We start from the raw sequence: 21,069 nt of genomic DNA, 5'->3' as shown, positions 1-21,069 counted from the left end.
GAGGGTTCGGCCGGACTGCCTCGGCGGCCCAACCATCACACCATGATCACTTCACCATGCGGCCACGTCACCGACGTGATCATTCCAACTCGCCCTTATAGAACTGGGCGGGCGCGGCGGACATGATCGTCGGCGGACCACATGGAGTCATCATGCGAAGGTTCACGAGCGGGCAGCTCATCGTCACTCTCGCCCTGGCCGGGGTGGCCTCGGCTACGGCGGTCACTACGGCAGCAGCGGCACCTGTGCAGGCGGCGTCCGCGCTGTCCGCAGTCGCCGTCGCGGCCCCCGGGCAGGCGGACGGTATCTGGAAGCTGGTCGGCAAGGACGTGTTCGTCGGTGACGCTGGGAACGCGCGCAACCAGGGTGTCACCACTGACGGCAGCCGTTGGTACTTCTCCGGTACCAACGGTCTGGAGACCACCGATCTGCGCTACAACACCCTCACCAAGAGCCTGCCGGCCATTCCGCCCGTTCTGGCGAACCCGTCGCCGCTCGCGAGCAAGGGCCTGAACCACATCGGCGACATCGACTACGCCGGGGGCAAGCTGTACATCTCGCTCGACAGCAGCAAGCGCGATCCCGGTACCGGCAACCAGTACGACACGCCGGTTTTCGCCGTCTACAACAGCTCCGACCTGGGCTTCACCGGCCAGGCCGCAGCTCTGGCGCCGCCGCATGGCGTGCAGGACATCGCCAGTTGGGTCGCTGTCGACGCGGACAAGGGCCTTGCCTACGGCATGGCGTACGACAACGCGACGGAGCTAGCCGTCTACAACCTGCGGGACTGGACGTTCAACCACTACGTCCCGCTGTCGCAGCCGATCGACCAGGCTCAGGGCGGCAAGGTCCACGACGGCTGGATGTACTTCGCCTCGGACAACGACGCCAAGACCATCTCGCGCGCCAACCTGACGACCGGGCAGGTCCAGAACCTGTTCCAGCTCAAGGTTCCCTACGACCAGGAGATCGAGGGGCTGTCCTTCCTCCAGACCGCGGACGGCCTGACTCTCAATATCCTCAATCGTGAGCAGCCGGACCCGAACGGTCCGGAGAACGTCACCTTCTACCACTACCTGCTGGTCGACGTACCGGGCACGCCGACCATCGAGGGCTCGTCGAAGGTCGGCGGCTTCGTGACGGCCACGCCTGGCACCTGGAGCTCGGACGCGCGGTTCGCCTACCAGTGGCTCGTCAACGGCCAGGCCGTTGCGGGCGCGACCGACGCACGGTTCCACCTCGTGGGCAAGTACCTCGGCGACGCCGTGTCCGTTCAGGTGACCGGCACGTGGGCGGACGGACGGTCGGCCACCGTCGAGTCCGCGCCGCTGACGGTGGTGAACGGAGCCGGCGCGAAGAAGTAGGGGAAGCCGTCGAAGTAAGGGTATTGCGCGCTGCGGGCCGCGATCGATGAGACGACGATCCAGATGCTCCACACTGGAACCCTGATCGAGCGGCCCGCAGCACCTTCGCGGAGAAGGAGTCGGATGATGCCAATCTGGGACCAGCGAACGGCCGAAGACGTCATCCTCTATGTCGCGATGACACAGGGCTATCTCAACGAAGCGATCACGCATTACGGAGCCCGGAGCAGCTGGGCGGAGACCGGAGACTTCCACGTTCCGAACCGCCTGACCTTCGAGGAGATGCGAGCGCTGGTCCCGCAGTTCGCCACTTCGGCCGCCGACCTGATCGACCGCGACATGATCGAGATCCGTGAACCGCTCGACGGCGATTGGGACGACGCACCGCAGCTCAGCCGCGCTGAGATCGATGCCGTGCTGGCCGATCCCGATACCTGGCTTCGGTCTCCTGACAGCCACGAGAACATCCGCATGATCTGGGTCCTGACCACAGATCGCGGCGACCTGCTTATCAGTGAACGAACCCCCGCACCAGGCGATGACACCCTTCCCGTCCTCTAGGCCGGTCCCTCCCGGCCCTGCAAAAGCGTCCCAGCCTCGACCAGCTGCGCGTACGTGTCGACCGTCCCCCTGACCCGGTACCGCGCAGTGCCGCCGACCACGGCCGCGACCAGGGCCGCAGGCCACCACCAAGCCGTGAGCAGCAGATACAGCACCGCCCAGCCACCGAGCGTCGTGGCCCGCGTCAACTCGCCCCGCGCGGCGGTGATCTCCTTGCGCACGCTGTCGGGGAACGTCAGCCAGAGCCGAGGCCATTCGCGGGGGAGATCGATGCCTGATTCCCCCAGCTGGGTCGTGACCGCGTGCATCCGTTCCCCGCTCCACGTCGGCCGTTCCGGCCGGCCCTCGGAGATCCGCAGCATCATCGCGTACGCGCGGTCACGCTCGGCCCGATCCGCGCGCCGCCCGAGTTCCAAAGCCGCGCGGGCCTTCTCCCGCTCGGCCTGATACGCCGCCTCGGCCTTGTCCCATGCGGCCGCGCGTCGCCGGATGCGCCAGCGGGCGACGGCCCGCAGCGGGCGCGGCCAGGTGTACCAGTCGGCGGCGAGCACCGCGTGCTCGACCACGCGGCCGGAGACCTGGGCGGCGAGGCCGACGAGAGCCGCCGCGGCGAGGGCCGCGACCAGCAGGACGATCTGGCCGGTGCCGTTGGCCACCGCCGGATTCCTGGCCGCCGCCGTGATCCGCCGATGCAGGCGCCCGACGTCGAGGGCATGCGCCTGTCCGAGCGTGGTGGCGACCCCGATCGCGGCCAGGTAGAGAGCGCCAGGGATGACGAGCAACGTCAGCCATCGCTCGGCCATCTTCTGGCCGAGCGTCTGCCAGAACGATCCCACCTCTACAACCGTGCTTCGCTGAGGGGAGCGCCGGTCAGGGCGCACCGCTCAGAAGGAAGACCGCGAGGACCAGGCGTAGCGGCAGCACCGCCACTGGCGCCCGGCACCGGCCATTGGGCGCGCGAGCACAACCCGGCCGGGCAAACCAGCACAGCTTCATCCTTCGCAGGAGGCGCCTTCGCAATCCCGGCCACGCTCAGCCCTCGCGCATCAGCCCGAAGCCGTCCGTACAACCCCAGCGCATCGCCGTCCTCGCGCAGCGTGGCGTCGATCGCGTCCAGAATCGGCTGGACCGCATCGCCCGCGGCCAAGGCCGCGTCCAGGACCTCCAGCAGCGACGCCGGATCGGCTGCGAGGCCCCGGCCCGGTTCGACGTCGGCCAACTCCAGCCGCAACGCGTCCCGGTGCACACAGACGTACGCCAATGCCAGCTTGACATCAGTCATCCGATCAGCTCACCGCACCTTCGAGTCAGAATGCTGCGAGACTATCCTGAGCTCGGGACGTCGGACTCACAAGGCGGGGGCGCTCGTGGACCTCTGGCAGGAGCACTTGGCCGCGCTTCGTACGCTGCTCAAGCGGTCTGCCGAATTCGGCCGCCTGGACCTCCTGCTGTCCGCCGAGGCCGCCGAGCACATCCGGGGCCTGGACCTGATGCTCGCCGAGCTGAGCGACCACCCGGCAGCCCTCGAAGTCAATTATCTGATGGGCTGGGCCCGGTGGTATCGCTACCACGCCCTGCCGGACGGCCAGGGTGAGGACGAACTCGCGGCCGCGATCCGGCACCTACGGATCGTCTATATGACAGCACCGGATCCCATGCCTCCGCTGCCAGAGAGCCTGATCCCCTTCATCGTCCCGCAGGGTACTGCGTCGGGGCAGCCGCGACTCGTACGCACCACCTCGATATCGGACCTCCGCCAAGACGTCGCCGTCCTGCGTCAGACCTTGGCCACCATCCCGGAGGGGCATCCCGACCACAGCAGGAACCTGATCGAACTCGGAGCATCACTGACCGGGCTCGGGAACCGCCTGCGGGAGCAGTTCGAGGAGACCGGGGTCTTGGCGGACCTGGACGAGGCGATCGCTGCCGGGCGGGAAGCGATCGAGTGCTTGGCCGATGATTCCGCCGCGCCCTTGTCCAACTTGGGCGTCGCGCTGTCGATCCGATACGGCTACACCGGGGACCCGGCCGACCTCGACGAGGCGCTGGCCGCCGGTCGCGCGTCGGTCGAGGCGACGCCTGAGTCCGAACCCGGGTACGCCGGTCGCCTGACCAACCTCGCGAAGACGATGGAATTACGCTTCCGGCGCCAGGGCACGCTCGACGACCTGGACCAGGCGATCACGGCGCACCGGAAAGCTGCTGCCGTGGCCGCGGCTGCGTCAACGGCAGCGTCAACGGCGGCCTCAACAGCAACCGCAGCGCCGCAGAACGGCGATCGTGACCGGGCCATCTGCTTGTCCAACCTGGGCACGGCCTTGATCGCCCGGTCCGATTTCACCGGGTCGCTGCACGACCTGGATCAGGCCATTGAGGAACTCCGCAATGCCTTCCGGGCGGCCGGCGGCGACCGCGTTCTGGCTGCCGGCCTGGCCGGCAACGTCGGCAGCGCGTTGCTGACCCGGTTCTACCGCACCCGATCGATCGAGGACGTGGACGAGGCCGTCGCCTTCTGCCGCCTCGCCGTCCAGCAGACCGGGCAGGGCCATCCCGACCACCCGGGCTACGCGACCAACCTGGCGACGGCGCTGAGCGCCCGGTTCGGCCACTCCCGATCGGACGAGGACCTCGAAGAAGCCGTCGCCGCCGGGCGGGTGGTCACCCGGATCAGCAACCTCGACCGCGCTGAACACCTCGGGATGCTGTCCAACTTCGGGCAGGTGCTCTGGTACCGCTTCGAGCGTTTCCAGGACCTTCGGGATCTGGACGAGTCCGTCGCCGTTCTCCGGCGTGCCCTTCAGGCCTGTCCTGATGATCGGCCGGTCCGTGCGACGATCCTTTCGAACCTGGCCATGGTCCTGGCCGCCCGGCACCAGCATGCCAAGGCGGCCGGGGACGCTGATGGCGACTCCTATCTTCGCCATGCAGTGGCCTGCAACCTGGCTGCCGTGGAGGTGCAAAGCGCCCGGCCATCGACGCGGGCCCGGTCCGCGTTGGTGGCCGCGTTGTGGAGTACGGCGGAGGACGATGCGCAGGCCGTCACTGACGCGCTGGCGACCGCCGTCGGACTGCTCCCGCGCATTACCCCACGATTCCTGCAACGATCCGATCAACAGCACGCACTCGGCGGCCTCACCGGGCTCGCATCGGAGGCGGCCGCGTTCGCCTTGGAGGACGTCCGGATTCCCGAACACCAGCGGCCTGCGCAAGCGCTCCGACTGCTGGAGGCGGGGCGTGGTGTGCTGCTCGCCCAGACGCTGGAGATCCGCAGTGATTTCGCCGAGCTGAGCCGACACCACCCGGAACTCGCCAACCGTTACGCCGCGCTTCGCGAGCTACTGGACGAGGCCGTGGAGCCGCTCGCCCCATCGGCATCCGTCGACCGGCGCGGCCAGCGTGATCCGCGCGACCAGCACGACCCGCACGACCGGCACGACCAGCGCGACCAGCACGACCGGCACGCGGTGTCCGCGGAGTTCGAGGCCCTGCTGGCCGCCATCCGTGCGCTCGACGGGTTCAGCACCTTCGCCGGCCTTCCCGCAGTCGACGAGTTGCTCGCGCAGGCCTCGGCCGGCCCCATCGTCACGTTCAACATCGCCGCCCGGCGCAGCGACGCGCTCTTGCTGACCACCGACGGTGTGCGGTGCGTACGACTCCCAGGCTTGGACCACAGCGACCTGATCGAGATCATCCGAACGTTCCACATGGGCCTGCTCATCGCCAGCGATCCCGAGCTCACCCCGGCGGACCGCAAGACGGGCTCGGCCGGCATGCGAGCCGTATTGGAATGGCTGTGGGAAGTAGCCGCCGAGCCCGTACTCGATGCGCTCGGCTATCACGACTCCCCTCAGGGTGGGACCTGGCCGCGAGTGTGGTGGGCCACCGGCGGACTTCTGGGCCTGCTGCCGTTGCATGCGGCAGGACTCGAAGATCCCACAGCGACGGGGCAGTCCGTGCTCGACCGCGTCGTCTCCTCCTACACGCCGACGATCCGCGCGCTGGCACATGCCCGTCGTCAGACCGCCTCCTCCGGTACGACCAATGCCCGCTCGCTGATCGTCGCCATGCCCGTCACCCCCGGTCTCGATCAGCTCGCTGCGTTGCCCCACGCCGCGGACGAAGCCGCCCAGGTCGCCGCCCGACTGCCCAATCCCGTCATCCTCGTCGAACCCGCGGCCGACCACCCAGGATCCGTCGTCCCGACCCGACAAGCCGTCCTGGACCTTCTTCCAAATTGCTCCTTCGCGCATTTCGCCTGCCACGGCGTATACGACCCCGAAGATCCCTCCCAAAGCAGACTCCTGCTTCACGACCACGCGTCGTCCCCGCTCACCGTCGCCGCGCTGGCCTCGATCCGCCTCACGAACTCCCACCTGGCCTACATCTCCGCCTGTCGCACGGCGTTCCACGGCCCCACGCTGATGGACGAGGCGATCCATCTGACCTCGGCATTCCAGCTCGCAGGCTTTCCTCGGGTCATCGGCACCCTCTGGGACATCCCGGACTCCGCCGCCGGCGCGCTCGCCGACACGTTCTACTCGCTGTTGCTGGATCACTCGAACGGCCTCGGCCCCGACGCTGCTCATTCAGCACGTGCGCTCCACGACGCCGTGCGCCGGCTGCGCGGAGCCCATCCGAAGGTGCCGAGCCTGTGGGCGTCGCATCTCCACGTCGGCGCGTGAATCCCCACATCGCGGCGTGAGTCTCTACGTCGGCGCGTGAGTCTCCACATCGGCGCGTGATCTTGGCGGCGAAGCCGTGGGACGCGGCGGCGTGGCAGGATCATATAGGAGGATTCCGCCCGGATCCTCCTCTTTGATCATGGCGCCACCGATCACGACACCGCATAGGAGAGCACTGATGTCTCAGGCCGAGCCGACCGTGGAGTTCAACGGGGATTTCAGCGAGCCGGGCGCCACCGCCCGGCCGTGGGCCGAGGTGGCCGAACTGTTGTCGAGCTCTGAAATGTTCTGGTTGTCCACCGTGCGCGGCGACGGCCGGCCGCACGTCGTGCCGCTGCCGACCGTGTGGCTGGACGGCGTGCTCCACTTCGCCACCGGTCCCGGGGAGCAGAAGGCCGTGAACCTGCGCTCCAACTCCCACTGCGTCCTGAGTACCGGTGCCAACCACTTCCGCGAAGGGCTCGACGTGGTGGTCGAAGGGGACGCGGTCCGCGTCACCGACCGGTCCCGCCTCGAACAGCTCGCGGTGCTGTGGAAGTCGAAGCTTGACTGGACCTACGAGGTCACCGATGACGCGTTCCGCGACGAGGACGGTCCGAGCGGGGACATCCTCGTCTTCGCGGTCGTGCCGGCGAAGATCCTGGCGTTCGGTAAGAGCCCTTACAGCCAGACTCGGTACCGCTACGGCAACTGAGTTGATCACTGCGGCGCGTCAAGCCCGCGCGCGCCCGCGTCGATCACTAAAGTCGGCAGGGCCGAGGCAGCAATCTGTGAGCGACGTTCGAGCTCGCCAGCGGGACCAGGCGGTGAACTCGACACAGGCATCGGCGTCATGACCGCATATGCCGATGGGCAGTAGGGCAAGGAGCCACAGCGATGCCGCTGGTCCGGGTTCACAATTTCACGATCTCGCTCGACGGCTTCGCGACCGGCGAGGGCCAGAGCTTCGACGCGCCGTTCGGCCACGCCGGCCAGCGTCTGCATCAGTGGTTCTTCGCCACCAGCACGTTCCAGGGCATGTTCGGCCCGGGCGGCGGGAGCCACGGCGTCGACGACATGATCGCCTCCGCGTGGAACGAGGGCGTCGGGGCCGAGATCATGGGCCGCCGCAAGTTCGGGCCGCAGCAGGGCCCGTGGGACGAGAGCGAGGAGTGGAACGGCTGGTGGGGCGAGGAGCCGCCGTTCCACACCCCGTGCTTCATCATGACCCACTATCCGCGGCCGTCGGTCGAGATGAAGGGCGGCACCACCTTCCACTTCGTCTCCGCGGAGCCCGAGGAGGTGCTGCGCCAGGCCCGGGAAGCGGCCGGCGACCTCGACGTCCGCATCGGCGGCGGCCCCACCACCGTGCGCGCCTTCCTGGCCGCCGACCTGATCGACCTCATGCACGTGGTGGTCGTGCCGATCATCCTGGGCCGCGGGGTCCGGCTGTGGGACGGGCTGGAGGGGCTGGAGGAGCGGTTCGACATCGAGTCGGTCTCCAGCCCCGCCGGCGTCGTGCACATGACCTTCCAGCGCCGGCCGAGGGAGTGAACCCGGTCAGGCGCGGCGCATCTCCATGCACTTTCTGCCTTTCAGAGTGGCCGTCAGCACTGTTCCGTCCCACGAGACGTCGAAGTCGAGGCTGTAGTTGTCTCTGTCGTCACTGGTGCGGGAGTGCGGAGTCGCCGAGCCGGGGGTGTCCACGCGCGCCGGAAGCCCGCTGAGGCTGACGGACGCGCCGTTCCCGAGCTCGTCGTTCATGTTCGGGTCGGAACTGGTCACGACGATCGTGCCGCCGTCCGGGCTCAGGGCCCAGTCGCCGAACACCGAGTGCCCGGGCTGCATGCCGTAGGTGGAGGACCGCTGCTCCTGGTCCGGCGCGTTGGTGGAGCGCCATTTGCCCGGTGACAGCTCGATCGTCATCCGGATCGTGCGGAAGGTGATCCAGCCGGTCCAGGTGCCGACGAGCCATGCGCTGAGCTGCGGCGGTTCTTTGGGAGCCCCGTTGAGGAGCCCCGACCCTCCGGTGTGCCCGGTGGCGTCCGCCGTTCCCGGCGCGCCGGTCGTTCCCGAGTCGGAGCATCCCGCGAGGACGAGGGCTCCGAGTGTCAGGGAGCTTATGCGGATCACTGATCGTCTGGTCAATGGTGCGGTGTCCGACATCCCACTCCGATCTTGGCGCTGTGAGTGCGGCCCAAAGGATCTCTGATGCGCGGGCGGACTGTGAGTCGGGAGAAACCCTCGAAGGCGGGAGCCTGTCATCAGAGCGAACTCTCGGAGATGTGCGGAAGTCGTCGGGCCGAAGGCGACGGCGCCCGGCCGGGAAATCCCGACCGGGCGCCGCTTCGCTATTCGCTTGATCGCGATGCGGTCGCTCGTTGATCGACCGCTCGCCCTTTTGACGGACTAGCTGAGGGTCGGGAGGTCCCAGTAGCAGTCGGGGTGCAGCTCGCCCTTCGGGTCGAACGAGTGGATGATCTGCCACAGGCGGTCGCCGGTCCGGGGGCCGACGATGCCGTCCTGCGACAGGCCGTAGATCCGCTGGATCGCCACGACGCCGTTGGCGGTCAGCTGGCCGAACATGGCGTCGGTCCGGACCGTGGCGACCGAGCCCGGCCACCAGTTGTGCGCGTAGTTGATGGCCACTTGGACGCAGGAGACGCCGCTGCCGGTGTCGCCCTTGCTGAGCCAGTCGGCGGTGGTGGAGGCGTGGGCGCCGGTCTGGGCGGTGACCGTCAGTGCGGCGGCGGACGCCAGGGTCGCGGCGGCGCCGGCAATGCGCTTGGAGAGTCGCATGGACTTCCTTCTGGTCGAAGTTTGTCTTGGACGCTTTCAACGTCGCCGGGGCCTCTAATGCCGCTCTAACGATCAGGTAATCCGTGGTGGTCAGCGGGATATCGAGGAGTGCTGTTGTTGCGCAGGTATTGATGTCAGGCCTCGATGGCTCTTGGGGTGTTGGCGAAAGGGCAGTGAATCACCGGTGAAATGCCGGTGAAAAAAGCGGTTCAGGGGGTTGAGTAGCCACTCGATCACGCAGGGTGACGGAGTGGTCTCGCCCGACGCGGCCGGGGCGGCGTCGAATGGCGCCCACCGGCTAGCGGCTGCGCAATAGCCAAGTCAATCGAGGCAATCCCTATGTATCGCAGTCCGGTAATGCGAGATAGTCAGCGCTCTTATTCATCGGGCCCCGTCCGGATCCCCGATGAAAGTCGGAAGTCCGAACGTCTCCGGGTGGCCGTTCCGCGCTTTCCGGCACTGCGCTGAGTCAGTGGGCCGTGACCCGGCGTATCGGGCGAAAAGGTGTGAGTCACCTCAGGCGACTGTGTCAAGTCTCAAACGGAGTCAATCTCGCAAGGTGGACTGCCCGCCACGCAGAGTCGTGGCAAAAAGGTACGAACAGCACAGTTCGATTTGACTCTCCGTGCATAACGGCGCCAAACCCGGCCCCGAGGGTCAAAACCCGGCCCGCCTTGGCATATGCTGCCTGGCATCCCAGCCGTATCGACTTGCATTGGTGCCGGAGCTCCATGACCGAAGCCCTCTCCCGCGACGCGGTGGCGGCAGGTCGGCGTATGCCGCACCTGCCGTTGATCATGATGTACCACTCGGTGGGCGTCCGCGCGCACGACCCGCACAACCTGGCCGTGACCCCGGACCGGTTCGAGGAGCAGATGGCGGCGCTGAAGCGGCGCGGCCTCAGGGGCGTCTCGGTGGCCGAACTGCAGGCCGCGCGGGCTGCCGGTTCGGCGCGAGGCCTGATCGGCCTCACCTTCGACGACGGCTACACCGACGTTGTCGACAACGCGCTGCCCATCCTGCAGCGTTACGGCTTCTCCGGGACGTTCTACGTCCTGACGGGCCGGCTCGGCGGGGCGAACGAATGGGACGAGGGCACCCCCTGGCCGTTGGTGGACGAGTCCGGGATCCGGCGTTGGGCTGACGCCGGGTTCGAGATCGGCTCGCACGGCTCGATGCACGTCAAACTGGCCGGTGCGGACCAGGACGTGCTGCGCGAGGAAGTGGCGGACAGCCGCCGGAAGCTCACCGAGATGCTCGGGAAGGCGCCGACCGGCTACTGCTACGCCTACGGGTCGATGGACGCCGCGGCCCGCTCGGCCGTGGCCGACGCGGGCTACGACTACGCCTGCGCCGTCATCTCCCGGGTGGGTCTGGGGCCGCACGCGCTGCCCAGGATCTGGATCGGGCAAGTGCACACTTCCAAACATATTCTCAAAATGCTCTACACCTACCGGCTTCATCGCCGGATTTCAGGGCGTGATGCCTTATGATTTCGAGGCCGACCGCCACCGACGGCACGGCGCCCCCGACAAGTTCGAACGCTTGTGGCAGGACTCGAACTACTTGTCATCTGGTGCCCCCTGAATACAAGCACCATGTGTAGCTCCGCCGTAACCTTCCGCCACTTGCCGATTCCGGTGACAGAGGCGAAGGTCCGCCGCCTTACCGTTCCTTTGGGGGGACTCGAATGCGATCGTTGTCGGTCGTGATCCCGGCTTATAACGAGGCCGAGAACATAGAAGCTGTAATCGCTTCGATACCGGTTTCGCAGTTGGCCGAGCTCGGCTGGACGACGGAGATCGTCGTCGTCGACAACAATTCCAGCGACGGCACCGGGGAGCTGGCCCGGAGCTGCGGCGCGCGGGTCGTGTTCCAGCCCGAGAAGGGCTACGGCAACGCCTACAAGGCCGGCTTCGCCGCCGCCGAGGGCGAGGTGATCGCCTCCGGCGACGCCGACCGCACCTACCCGTTCGACCACCTGCCCGAGCTGCTCGCCACGCTGGACGACTCCGGCGCGGACTTCATGACCACCGACCGCCTGCACTCGGCGAACCGGGGCGCCATGAAGCACTCCCACTTCTGGGCCAACCACCTGCTGAGCTTCGTCAGCCGGCTCATCTTCCGGCACGACATCAGGGACTCGCAGTCGGGGATGTGGATATTCCACCGGCACGTCTGGGCCGGGATCGACGTCCGCTCGCCGGGCATGGCCTTCTCCCAGGAGATCAAGAACGCGGCGGTGCTCGCCGGATATAAGGTGACGGAGACTCACATCGAGTACCGCGTGCGCGGCGGTGACGTGAAGCTCAACTCGGTCCGCGACGGCGTCCGGAACATGGCCCACCTGGTCGGTCACCGGATCCGGCACGAGAGCCCGGCCTCCGAGGACTCCTACCAGGGCGTCCCGGTCCGGTCCGGGGCCGAGCGCGCGCGGTTCCCAGCGATGCGTTCGGCGAGCGCGTCCGAGGCAGAAGGAGCAAGCCCGGGATGCCAGACCGGCAGTGGCACGGCCGCCTGAGCGAGGTGTTCGCCCGGCTGTTCGCGGCACGGTCCCAGCGGGAACCGGTCTACGACGATCCGGTTTTCGACGAAGCGGGCGCCGACGAGGCGGTCCCCTTCGACACGCGGTCCTTCGACCCGGCCCCGACGGCCGGGTCGGGCGGGCCGCTTCGGCCTGACCAGGCACGGTCCGCGCCGCCGGATCCGAGCCGTCCGGCTTGGCAGTTGGCCGCGCTCAAGGGGCGCGATGTGGATGTGGACGCGACTGCGGCCGGTACCGGTACCGGCGATGCTGGAGCCGATGCCGCGCGCACTGATGCCGCCGGTGCCGACGACACTAGTGCCGACGATACTGACGTCGACATCGCCGCGACCGTGGCTGACGACGCCACCGTTGTCATCCCCTCGGTAGTCGCTGACGGCCCCACCGCCGACGACGCACCGGTTCGCTCGCGCTCTGCCCGTTCCGCCGCTGCCGCCGAAGCCGCCGCCGCCGCTCCCGCTCCCACCGAGCCGCAATCGCAACCGCAACCTCAGCGGTTCACCCCGAGCGACCTCTGGCAGCGTCGCCACCAACTCGCGGCGAACGCGCTCCAGCACCGCCGACGGCTCGCGGTCGGCATGGCGGGCGTCGTCGCCGTCGGCGCCCTGCTGGCGCTGCCGCCGGTCCGGGCCGAGCTGCGGGACTCCTTCACGCGCACGCCGCAGCCGTACACCGCGCTCTACTTCACATCCCGGCCGCAGGTCGACGGCACCGTGCTCACCGTGCCGGTCAGCGTCCACGCCGTCGACACCGGTACCGACGCCTACAGCGTCCGCGTCTGGACCGTCGACGCCAACGGCGGCCAGGTCGACGACAACCACGTTGCCGACCTCACCTGGGACGGCCAGGCGATGAGCACCGTCGTCAGCATGCCCGTCAACCCGGCGGCCGAATACGTGTGGGTCTCCCTCGTCGGCAGCGACCAAATCCTCCACTACAAGATCGCGGTGGCATGACCGAGCAGAGCTCCACGGAGCACATACCCGTCGCCGGCTCCGCGGCCGGCTCCCCGTCGGGCCCGCGCCGACGCGTCGTCCAGGTCACGCCGAACTACCCGCCGCTGCTCGGCGGCGTGGAGCGCGTGGTCCACGTCCTGGCCACCCGGCTCGCGGCCCGGAACGACGTCAGCGTGGTCACCACGGACAACCAGGCCGGCAGCGCGCCGCGCCGCGCGGTCGAGGCGGGCGGCGTCAAGGTCCGGCGCCACCGCTCGGTGACCGTCGCGCACACGTCGCTCGCCCCCGGCATGTTCGGCTCGCTGCTGCGGATCCGGCCCGGCACCGTGATCCATCTCCACTGCTCGACGGCGGTCGTGCCGGAGCAGGTCTGGCTCAGCGCCCGGCTGCGCGGTCTGCGCTACCTCCTGCACTTCCACATGGAAGTCGACGCCTCGGGACCGCTCGGCCGCCTGCTGCCGTTCTACAAGACGCACCTGTTCGGCCGCGTCGTCCGGGGCGCGGCGGGCATCATTGTGCTCACCGAGTCGCAGCGCGACTTCCTGGCCGAGCGCTACGGTGCGGATCCGGCGAAGGTCTACGTGGTCCCCAACGGGGTGGCCGAGGAGTTCTTCCTGCCGCCCCGCGTCGCGAGCCCGGAACCGGTGGGCGAGGTCGGGCCCGACCCGCTGCGGCTGCTGTTCGTCGGCCGCCTGGACACCCAGAAGAACGTCGCCCGGCTGCTCGACGCGCTGGCGCTGGTCACCGAGCCGGTGCGGCTGCGGCTCGTCGGCGACGGCGACCTGGGCGCGGACCTCAAGGCGCGGGCGACCCGGCTCGGGCTGGACGACCGGGTCGAGTTCGTCGGCCGCAAGCACGGCGAGGACCTGGTCAAGGAGTACGCGGACGCCGACCTGTTCGTCCTGCCGTCGGACCGGGAGGGCATGGCGCTGGTGGTGCTGGAGGCCATGGCCGCCGGCGTGCCGGTGCTGGCCACCGCGGTGCCCGGCAACATCGAGACGGTCGAGGGCGCGGGCCGGCTCGCCGAGCCGACGCCGTCGGCCCTGGCGGCCGCGATCGACGGCCTGGCCCGGGACCGCTCGGAGCTGGCCGCGCTGGCGGCGGCGGGCTCGGCCCGGGTCGCCGACAGCCGTTGGGACCGTGTCGTATCGGCGATCGAGGACGTCTACCGGCAGGTGGGATTCTGAACACGGAGAGCTCGAACGGGAGGACGGCGCTTCTGGGGAGCGTCGTCCTCGCCGCTGTGGTCGCCTGCTTCGGCGCCTACTACCTGCCGGGCCCGCTGGCCACGCTGGCGGGTCTGTGGCTCATCCTCGGCGCGCCCACCACGCTGTGGCTGGGCCTGGCGCGGCGCGTCGTGTCCCGGCTCGACGCCGCGCTGCTCGTGGCGTTCGGCTTCGCCCTGGTCACCGACTTCGCGGTGGTGCTGCTCGTGAACTTCGGCGCGCCGCTGGTCGGTTACCGGCGGCCGCTCGCGACGGTGCCGCTGGCGGCCGGGTTCGCGCTGGTCAACTTGCTGATCGGGGCGCTCTCCCCGCGATGCGCGCCGGTGGCCTGGTCCCGCATCCGGCAGTTGGCGGGCCTGCGGGTCGTCGCGGGCTACGGCGTGCTGTGCGTGGTGCTGGCCGTCGCGGGCGCGACGCGGCTGAACAACGGGCTCGGGCCGCAGGTGAGCCTGGTGGCGTACACGGCCATCGCCGGGCTGCTGGCGCTGATGCTGATCCGGCACGACCGGTACGCGGTCGAGGTGCTGGAGCTGGGCGTGTTCTTCGGCGCGGCCGCTCTGTTGCTGCTGACGTCGCTGCGCGGGTGGCTGATCACCGGGCACGACATCCAGGTCGAGTACGAGGTCTATCGGCTGAACCTCGGCGGCGGGCACTGGGTGATCTCGGACTACCCGACCGCCTACAACGCATGCCTGAGCATCACCTTGCTGCCGCTCGCGCTGACCAAGCTCACCGCGATCTCGGCGGCCGGGGTGTGGAAGATCGTCTTCCCGCTGATGTTCGCGGTGGCGCCGGTCGCGCTGTTCCGCTCGGTCCACAACCTGGCCTCGCGGCAGGTGGCTCTGCTGTCGTCGGCGTTGTTCTTGACGTTCCCGACGTTCTTCACGGACATGGCGTACATGGCACGCCAGGAGATCGCGTTCATCGTGCTGGGCGCGGCGGTCGTGGTGATGTCGGAGCGGGAGGGGAATGTTCGGCTGCGGCGCTTCGCGCTGATACCGCTGATGGTCGGGATCGTGCTCGCGCACTACTCGACCGCTTATGTGCTGGTGATGGTTCTGGGGTCGGGGGTCGCGGTCACGACGGCCTGGCGGTTGTTGGACCGGGGTGGTGTGTGGTGGCGGGGGCGGGCTGGTGCGGGGGTCGCGGGTGAAAGCTCAGCGCATGAGATAGCGACCACCTTCGGTGGAGACACTGTGCACCCTGCGTATGCGGCTGATGTCACGGATACCGTGATCATCCCGTTCGGGGCGGTCACTGCGAACGCTGCAGGTGTTGTGGAAGCGGGCGCGGAGGAAGGGATCCGGCGGCGTTCCGGTACTGGTCGGGCCCCTGGCGCTCCGGGGGCTGCGGCGACAAAGCCCATTACCTCCGTACTTGGGTCCGGTTGGAGGTCCAAGTTCGGGCCGAAGCCCGGGTCGCAGTCCGAAGCGGCGGCACCGGCGTTCCTCACCGTCTGGCTGGTCGCCGTCACCGCCGTCCTGGCCGTGGGCTGGGCCGGTCCGGTCACCCACACCAGCGGGCAGCTGACCAGCACCCTGACCAGCGCGTGGCAGGAGGTCATCGGCGGCCGCTCGTCCGACGTCGGCTCCGCCGACACCGCCAACAGCCTGGTCGGCGCCTCCCAGGTCACTGACGAGCAGCGGATGGACGCCTATCTGGCCGAGACCCGCGCCCAGACCGCCCACGACCGCGACCAGGGCGTCTACTTCCCGGAGGGGGTGATCGACAAGTATCCGAGGCCGATCACCTCGATCCCGGACCTGCCGCTGACCTCGGTCGGCAAGGGGCTCCAGAGCCTCGGGCTGCCGGTGGCGAACCTCAACGGCCTGGTCCGGTTCGGCATCGCCGCCGGGATCCAGCTCCTGCTGCTGCTCGGCACGTCCGTCGCCCTGCTGGGCCTGCGGTATCGCCGGGTCCGGGCCGAACTGACCCCGACCCGGGACCAGGCCGCGTTGGCCGTCGGCTCGATTGCGGTGCTGGCCCTGCTGACCCTCGTGCCGCAGCTCACCGTCGACTACAGCGTCTTGCGCGCGCTTCAGCAAGGCATCTTCTTCTTCGGCCCGTTCATGGCGGCCGGTCTGCTTTGGGCGCTGCGCTGGTGCGGCCGGTACCGGACGCCGGTGCTTGCCGCGGTGATCGCGCTGATGGCCATCGACCTCACTGGCGTGGTGCCGCGCATCACTGGTGGTTATCAGCCACAACTCGGGCTGTCGAACGCCGGTATCTACTACGACGAGTACTACCCGACCGCTCCGGAGATGGACGCGGCTGCCTGGTTGCAGAACGTCTACGACCAGAGCCCGCCGGATGCGCAGGAGACCATGCTGGTCCAGACCAGCCAGGAGGTCTTCCAGCGGATCCAGACCGTCTACCTCGGTCCCGTCGAGGGCACGACCGATCCGCTCCAGCTGCAACCAGGAAGCTACGTCCTGCTGGGGCACGCGGAGGTGGACGAGGACCGGGCTTCTATCAGCTACCGGGGCACCGCGGTCGAGTACGTCTACCCGATCAAGCTTCTCGATGACCTGATGGACAAGATCTATGCCAGTCCCGGAGTGGAGATCTACCGATGAGTGACGTCACTGCCGGCCGGCTCAAAGTCCTTCTCGTCTGTCACTACTACCCGCCGCACCTGGGCGGTATAGAGAACGTCGTGCACGCCGAGGCCAAGCACCTGACCGCCGCCGGGGTGGAGGTGACGGTGCTCACCAGCGGGAACCGCAACAGCGTCACCGACGAGGCCGGGGTCCGGGTGGTGCGGGTCCGGGCCTGGAACGGGTTGGAGCGCAAGGCGGATGTGCCGTTCCCGATCCTGGGACCGAAGCTGCTGCGGCGCGCGGTGAAGTGGGCGCGGTGGGCGGATGTCGTCCATATACATGACGCCTTCTATCTGACGTCGTGGGCGGCGCTGACCGCCGCGAAGCTGACTCGCACTCCGGTGGTGGCCACGCAGCATGTGACGCTGGTGCACCACGCGTCGGCGGCTGTGGGCCTGGTCCAGAAGGCCGTCTACGCGACGGCTGGGCGGATGCTCATGCGGACCGCGCGCACTGTGTTCACGCTGAACTCGGACGTCGCGGCGTTCGCCCGGGGGCTCGGCGCGCGTCCGGAGCTGATGCAGCATTTGCCGAACGGGGTCGACACGGAGTTGTTCCGGCCGGTTCGGGACGCTGTGGAGCAGGCGGCTGTGCGGGAGCGGTTGGGGCTGCCGCAGGATCGGGTGTTGGTGCTGTTCGCCGGGCGGTTCATGCCGAACAAGGGGTTCGACATGTTGCTGGCGGCGAATGATCCGGCTTATGGGTTGGTGTTCGCGGGGGGTCCGGAGGAGGCGTTGACGGAGGCGTTGGCGCGGGGGGTGGCGGGCGCTGGGGGTGGAGACTCGGTTATCTACCTGGGATCTCTTGGTTCCGCCGACATGGCCGCGGCCTATCGGGCCTGCGACATCTTCGCGCTGCCGTCGATGGCTGAGGGGTTCCCGCTCACCGTCCAGGAGGCGATGAGTTCCGGGATCGCGGTCGTGACCACGGATCTCAGTGGCTATGCGGCCTACGACCTGGATCGTGATCGCGTATCGTTGGTGCACCGGGACACGGAGACGCTCCGAGTCCGGCTGCGGGAGATCGCGGCGGACTCCGAGGTGCGCGGACAGATGGGCAAGTACGCGCGGGAGTACGCGGTGGAGCGTTTCGCGTGGCCGGATCACGCTTCGAGGCTGATCGAGACCTACCGTTCGGCGATCCGTCCGGGGAAGAGTACTGCCGACCGGGGATGACGAATGAGGACGATGTATCGGCCCGCCGCTGAGACGCTGATGGTCGCTGGGCTGCTGGGCTGGGGCTACGTGGCCCTGGTCGCGGTGCTGCGGCCTGATGTGCTCAGCACGCCGATCTCGACTGTGCTGCCGATACGGCGCGATACGTTCGGGGCGTTGGGGCTGGCGGTGTCGTTCGCGTGTGCGTGCGCGTTGCGTGCTCGGACGGGTACGTTCTGGGTGCGGAGGGCCGGGCGGCCGGATGTGGTGGAGGCCGGGCTGGCGGGGGTTGGCGGGTATGCGTTCTTGGTGTGGGTTTATCTGTGCCTGAATAATCTGTCCCATCCGATGACCACTGGGTATCGGCTCACTCACTTTCTGGAGTATCCGTCGGAGGGGACGACGGCGGTTCTGTGTTTTGTGCTGCTGTCGGTTTGCTTGTTCGGTCTTCGGGTTCGGAAGGCGCGGCATGGCTAGGGGGACCAGGGGGCGGCATCGGCCGGGGGTTGTGGAGTCGGATGGGGGTGCGGAGTTTTCTGACTCTCGGTATCCGGGTGCTGACTATGTGGAGTCGGGGGTGGGGTCGGGTCCGGGGTCGAGGTTGGAGTCCGAGCCTTTTGTTTCTGATCTTGATGCCACGCATGTTGCTTTGATGCGTGTCGGGGATGTGGATTTTGAGGGTGCGGGGGTCGGTGGGAGCACCAGGAGTGCGGGGAGCGTGGGTGCCGGGAGCGTCGATGTCCGCGACGCGGACGCGGGTGTTCGCGAGGCGAGGGCCGATCGGGCGGGTGCGGATCGGGCGGGTGCTGAGCGTGATGGCGCGAAGGCCGAGAGTGGCAACGCCGGCACGAAGATGCTCCGGAACTCGATGTTCCTCATGGTCTCGGCCGGGCTTACCGCCGGCATCGGTTTCATCTTCTGGGCGCTCGTCGCGCACCTCTACAACTCGACCCAGATCGGCCTGGCCACCACGCTGCTGTCGGCGATATCGCTGATCTCGTTCCTGAGCACCTTCGGGTTCGGGGCCACGATGATCCGGTTCCAGGCGCGGGGTGCGGCACGGAACCGGCAGGTGTCGGTGATGCTGGCGCTCGTGGCGGGCGCCAGTTTCGTGCTGGGTACGGGCTATGTCCTGATCGTGAAGCTGATATCTCCGGATCTCGCGTTCGTTCACGACAAGCCTGTCTACGCGGTGGTCCTGATCGGCATCTGCGTGTTCGCCACGGTCAACCTGGTGACGGACTCGGTGTTCATGGCCGCGCGGCGGGCCGAGTACAACACGCTGGTCGACGGGTTCATCCAGAGCCTGGCCAAGCTGGTGATTCCGGCGGCGGTGGTCGGCATGGGCGCCATGGGCATCGTGGCGGCGTCCGGGACCGGGTATGTGGTTGCCACGCTGGCGTCGATCTACTTGATGTATCGGAGGCTGGGGTTCCGCTTCTCGTTCCACTTCGGTGGCACGCGAATACGCGAGACGGCCAGCTACTCGGCCACTACGCACTTCTCGTCGCTGCTCAACCTGATACCGCAGCTGGCGTTGCCGATCATCGTGCTGCGGTGGCTGGGGCCCGACAACGTTACTTACTACTACCTGGGTTCGCAGATCGCGGCGTTGTTGTCGACCGGTTCGTATGCCATCGGGGATGCGCTCTTTTCGGAGGGGGCGCACGACCCCGATCAGCTCCGCAGCTTGATGAAGCGGTCCGCGAAGATCATGACCGCCGTGATGCTGCCGGGCGTCGCGGCGGTGATCCTGGTGCGCAAGCCGCTGCTGAGCTTGTTCGGGGGGAACTACCCGGAGCATGCGCAGGGGTTGTTGACGGTGTTGGCGTTGGGGGCGTTGGCGGTCGCGTTCCACACGTGGGCCAGCAGCGCGCTGCGCATCACGGGGCGGATGAAGCCGCTGCTCGGCAGCAACGTGGTGTATTTGGTGGCGACGCTGGCGTTGGCGCTGGGATTCGCGCACCGGGGGCTGAACTGGGTCGGTTGGGCCTGGGCGCTGGGCAACTTGGCTTCGGGGCTGTTCGCGGTGGCGTTCGTGCCGGGGGCGAAGCCGGTGATGGTCGGCGAGGTCGGCGAGGTCGAGGACGACGAGGGGGTTTACGACGAGGAGGAGCTGGAGGGGGTCGACGACGGTCCGCGGGTTGGGGATTGGGTTCCGGTCGGGGCTGGGGAGAGGGTTGGAGCGGGGGCTGGGGCTGGGGCTGGCGTGCCGCGTAGTGGGCTGCGGGAGCGTCCGCGGGTGCCGGCGCGGCAGAGTCCGTGGGTCGGTGTCGGGGACTCGACCGCGGTTACTGAGCCGATGTTCTTCCCGTGGAATCGGCCGGAGGCGCGGGGGCGGAGCGATCGGTTTGATGCTTATGGGTCGGATGACGATGGGGGCTATGCCACGCCGCGGTTCTATGGGCGGGAGAGTAGTTGGCGGCAGGGGCGTCCTGGGGGCGGCGGGAGTGGTGGCAGTGGTGGCAGTGGTGGAGGCGGTGGAGGCGGCGGTGTTGGCGGGCTGAGGGTGCGGCCGCGGTCGATGCCTCGGGGTGGTGCGCGTGGGGATGTGGGGGCTGGGCTTGGCGCGGGTGTGAGTGGGCCGAGGGGAGAAGGTTCTGGTGCGCAGGCGGGACCGGGCGTGCAGGCTGGACCAAGCGTGCCGGGCAGCCGGGGGGAGCAGGCGGGGCGGGAGTTTGCGGCGGGCGGCCTTGCCGGTTCGCTGTTCCGCGATGAGCCGCCGAGGCGTGTTCAGCCGTCGGCCGCGGATGCGGAGACGGAGATTCTGCGGCCGATTGTGGTGCCTGATTCGTTCTTCCGGCCGGAGCCGGATGAGCGGGAGGGGGAGCGAGGGCGCGAGCGTGAGCGTGAGGCTGAGCGTGAGCGGGGTGGGCAGGGGGAGCCGGGGCGGCGGCGGGCTAAGCCGCCTGGGGTGGATGGGTGATGGACAAGATCAAAGTCAAAAGCTGGGTAAGGCAGGCGCCTCCGGCGAGGGCCTCGGATCCCTCGGGGAACTGGCGCCGGCTCCATAGGGGGGTGGCTGCTAGTCCCTGCGCTGGCGGTTGGTGAGGTGGGGGTTCGTTCCCCTCGGTCCCGTCGTCAGCCCTACGGGTACAGCGCCGCCGCCCGGGTGTCAAGTCCACGCGCTTGCTTTTGAGGTGTTGGCGGCGGTTGCGTACAGCGTGGACTGGACACCCGGTCGGCGGCACTGTAGGCAAAGC

The 21,069-nt window shown here is 68.5% G+C and carries 16 protein-coding genes; 13 read left to right on the top strand and 3 right to left on the bottom strand.

Features of this window, described 5'->3' with window-relative positions; all coding sequences use genetic code 11:
* Nucleotides 1-152 precede the first annotated feature (152 nt).
* Entirely contained in the window at nucleotides 153-1,364 is a 1,212-nt protein-coding gene (locus ABD481_RS24270; RefSeq protein WP_344668048.1) for a hypothetical protein, read from the top strand.
* A gap of 123 nt (nucleotides 1,365-1,487) precedes the next feature.
* Complete coding sequence (locus tag ABD481_RS24265; RefSeq protein WP_344668047.1) at nucleotides 1,488-1,925, top strand: hypothetical protein; 438 nt, start codon at nucleotides 1,488-1,490, stop codon at nucleotides 1,923-1,925.
* On the opposite strand, the gene ABD481_RS24260 is transcribed toward ABD481_RS24265, so the two are convergent.
* Nucleotides 1,922-2,707 carry a hypothetical protein gene (locus tag ABD481_RS24260; RefSeq protein WP_344668046.1) on the bottom strand — a complete coding sequence of 262 codons (786 nt, stop codon included), beginning with the start codon at nucleotides 2,705-2,707 and terminating at the stop codon, nucleotides 1,922-1,924. The genes ABD481_RS24265 and ABD481_RS24260 overlap by 4 nt on opposite strands.
* On the opposite strand from ABD481_RS24260, the gene ABD481_RS24255 reads away from it, so the two are divergent.
* From ABD481_RS24255 to ABD481_RS24245, 3 genes are all read left to right on the top strand, one after another.
* On the top strand, nucleotides 2,639-6,607 hold the full coding sequence (locus ABD481_RS24255) for a CHAT domain-containing protein (protein WP_344668045.1): 3,969 nt from the start codon (nucleotides 2,639-2,641) through the stop codon (nucleotides 6,605-6,607). The genes ABD481_RS24260 and ABD481_RS24255 overlap by 69 nt on opposite strands.
* 178 nt (nucleotides 6,608-6,785) lie before the next feature.
* Nucleotides 6,786-7,301, top strand: a complete 516-nt coding sequence (locus ABD481_RS24250) for a pyridoxamine 5'-phosphate oxidase family protein (protein ID WP_344668044.1) — start codon at nucleotides 6,786-6,788, stop codon at nucleotides 7,299-7,301.
* A 182-nt stretch (nucleotides 7,302-7,483) separates the two neighbouring features.
* On the top strand, nucleotides 7,484-8,140 hold the full coding sequence (locus ABD481_RS24245; RefSeq protein WP_344668043.1) for a dihydrofolate reductase family protein: 657 nt from the start codon (nucleotides 7,484-7,486) through the stop codon (nucleotides 8,138-8,140).
* A gap of 6 nt (nucleotides 8,141-8,146) precedes the next feature.
* Here the strand turns inward: ABD481_RS24245 and ABD481_RS24240 are convergent, their stop codons facing one another.
* Both ABD481_RS24240 and ABD481_RS24235 read right to left on the bottom strand, forming a co-directional pair.
* Nucleotides 8,147-8,719: a hypothetical protein gene (locus ABD481_RS24240; RefSeq protein WP_344668042.1), complete on the bottom strand. Its 573-nt coding sequence runs from the start codon at nucleotides 8,717-8,719 to the stop codon at nucleotides 8,147-8,149.
* Between the two features lie 276 nt (nucleotides 8,720-8,995).
* Nucleotides 8,996-9,385, bottom strand: coding sequence for a peptidoglycan-binding domain-containing protein (locus ABD481_RS24235; protein WP_344668041.1), 390 nt, complete (start codon nucleotides 9,383-9,385; stop codon nucleotides 8,996-8,998).
* Nucleotides 9,386-10,116: 731 nt separating this feature from the next.
* Here ABD481_RS24235 and ABD481_RS24230 point away from each other — a divergent pair.
* The 8 genes from ABD481_RS24230 to ABD481_RS24195 all read left to right on the top strand — a co-directional run bounded on the left by ABD481_RS24230 (nucleotide 10,117) and on the right by ABD481_RS24195 (nucleotide 20,792).
* On the top strand, nucleotides 10,117-10,878 hold the full coding sequence (locus ABD481_RS24230) for a polysaccharide deacetylase family protein (protein WP_344668040.1): 762 nt from the start codon (nucleotides 10,117-10,119) through the stop codon (nucleotides 10,876-10,878).
* A 197-nt stretch (nucleotides 10,879-11,075) separates the two neighbouring features.
* Nucleotides 11,076-11,906: a glycosyltransferase family 2 protein gene (locus ABD481_RS24225; protein ID WP_344668039.1), complete on the top strand. Its 831-nt coding sequence runs from the start codon at nucleotides 11,076-11,078 to the stop codon at nucleotides 11,904-11,906.
* On the top strand, nucleotides 11,876-12,886 hold the full coding sequence (locus tag ABD481_RS24220) for a hypothetical protein (protein ID WP_344668038.1): 1,011 nt from the start codon (nucleotides 11,876-11,878) through the stop codon (nucleotides 12,884-12,886). The genes ABD481_RS24225 and ABD481_RS24220 overlap by 31 nt, the downstream gene beginning before the upstream one ends.
* Complete coding sequence (locus ABD481_RS24215; RefSeq protein ID WP_344668037.1) at nucleotides 12,883-14,073, top strand: glycosyltransferase family 4 protein; 1,191 nt, start codon at nucleotides 12,883-12,885, stop codon at nucleotides 14,071-14,073. The genes ABD481_RS24220 and ABD481_RS24215 overlap by 4 nt, the downstream gene beginning before the upstream one ends.
* Before the next feature lie 56 nt (nucleotides 14,074-14,129).
* Nucleotides 14,130-16,688, top strand: a complete 2,559-nt coding sequence (locus tag ABD481_RS24210) for a hypothetical protein (protein ID WP_344668036.1) — start codon at nucleotides 14,130-14,132, stop codon at nucleotides 16,686-16,688.
* Nucleotides 16,685-17,887: a glycosyltransferase family 4 protein gene (locus ABD481_RS24205; RefSeq protein ID WP_344668035.1), complete on the top strand. Its 1,203-nt coding sequence runs from the start codon at nucleotides 16,685-16,687 to the stop codon at nucleotides 17,885-17,887. The genes ABD481_RS24210 and ABD481_RS24205 overlap by 4 nt, the downstream gene beginning before the upstream one ends.
* Before the next feature lie 3 nt (nucleotides 17,888-17,890).
* A complete protein-coding gene (locus ABD481_RS24200; RefSeq protein ID WP_344668034.1) occupies nucleotides 17,891-18,343 on the top strand; it encodes a hypothetical protein in 453 nt (150 codons plus the stop codon).
* A 241-nt stretch (nucleotides 18,344-18,584) separates the two neighbouring features.
* Entirely contained in the window at nucleotides 18,585-20,792 is a 2,208-nt protein-coding gene (locus ABD481_RS24195) for a lipopolysaccharide biosynthesis protein (protein WP_344668033.1), read from the top strand.
* The last annotated feature ends 277 nt before the right edge of the window (nucleotides 20,793-21,069 follow it).

This window comes from Catenulispora yoronensis (genome assembly GCF_039531695.1).
Taxonomy (GTDB): Bacteria; Actinomycetota; Actinomycetes; order Streptomycetales; family Catenulisporaceae; genus Catenulispora; species Catenulispora yoronensis.
This window is presented reverse-complemented; position numbering and strand designations above follow the sequence as displayed.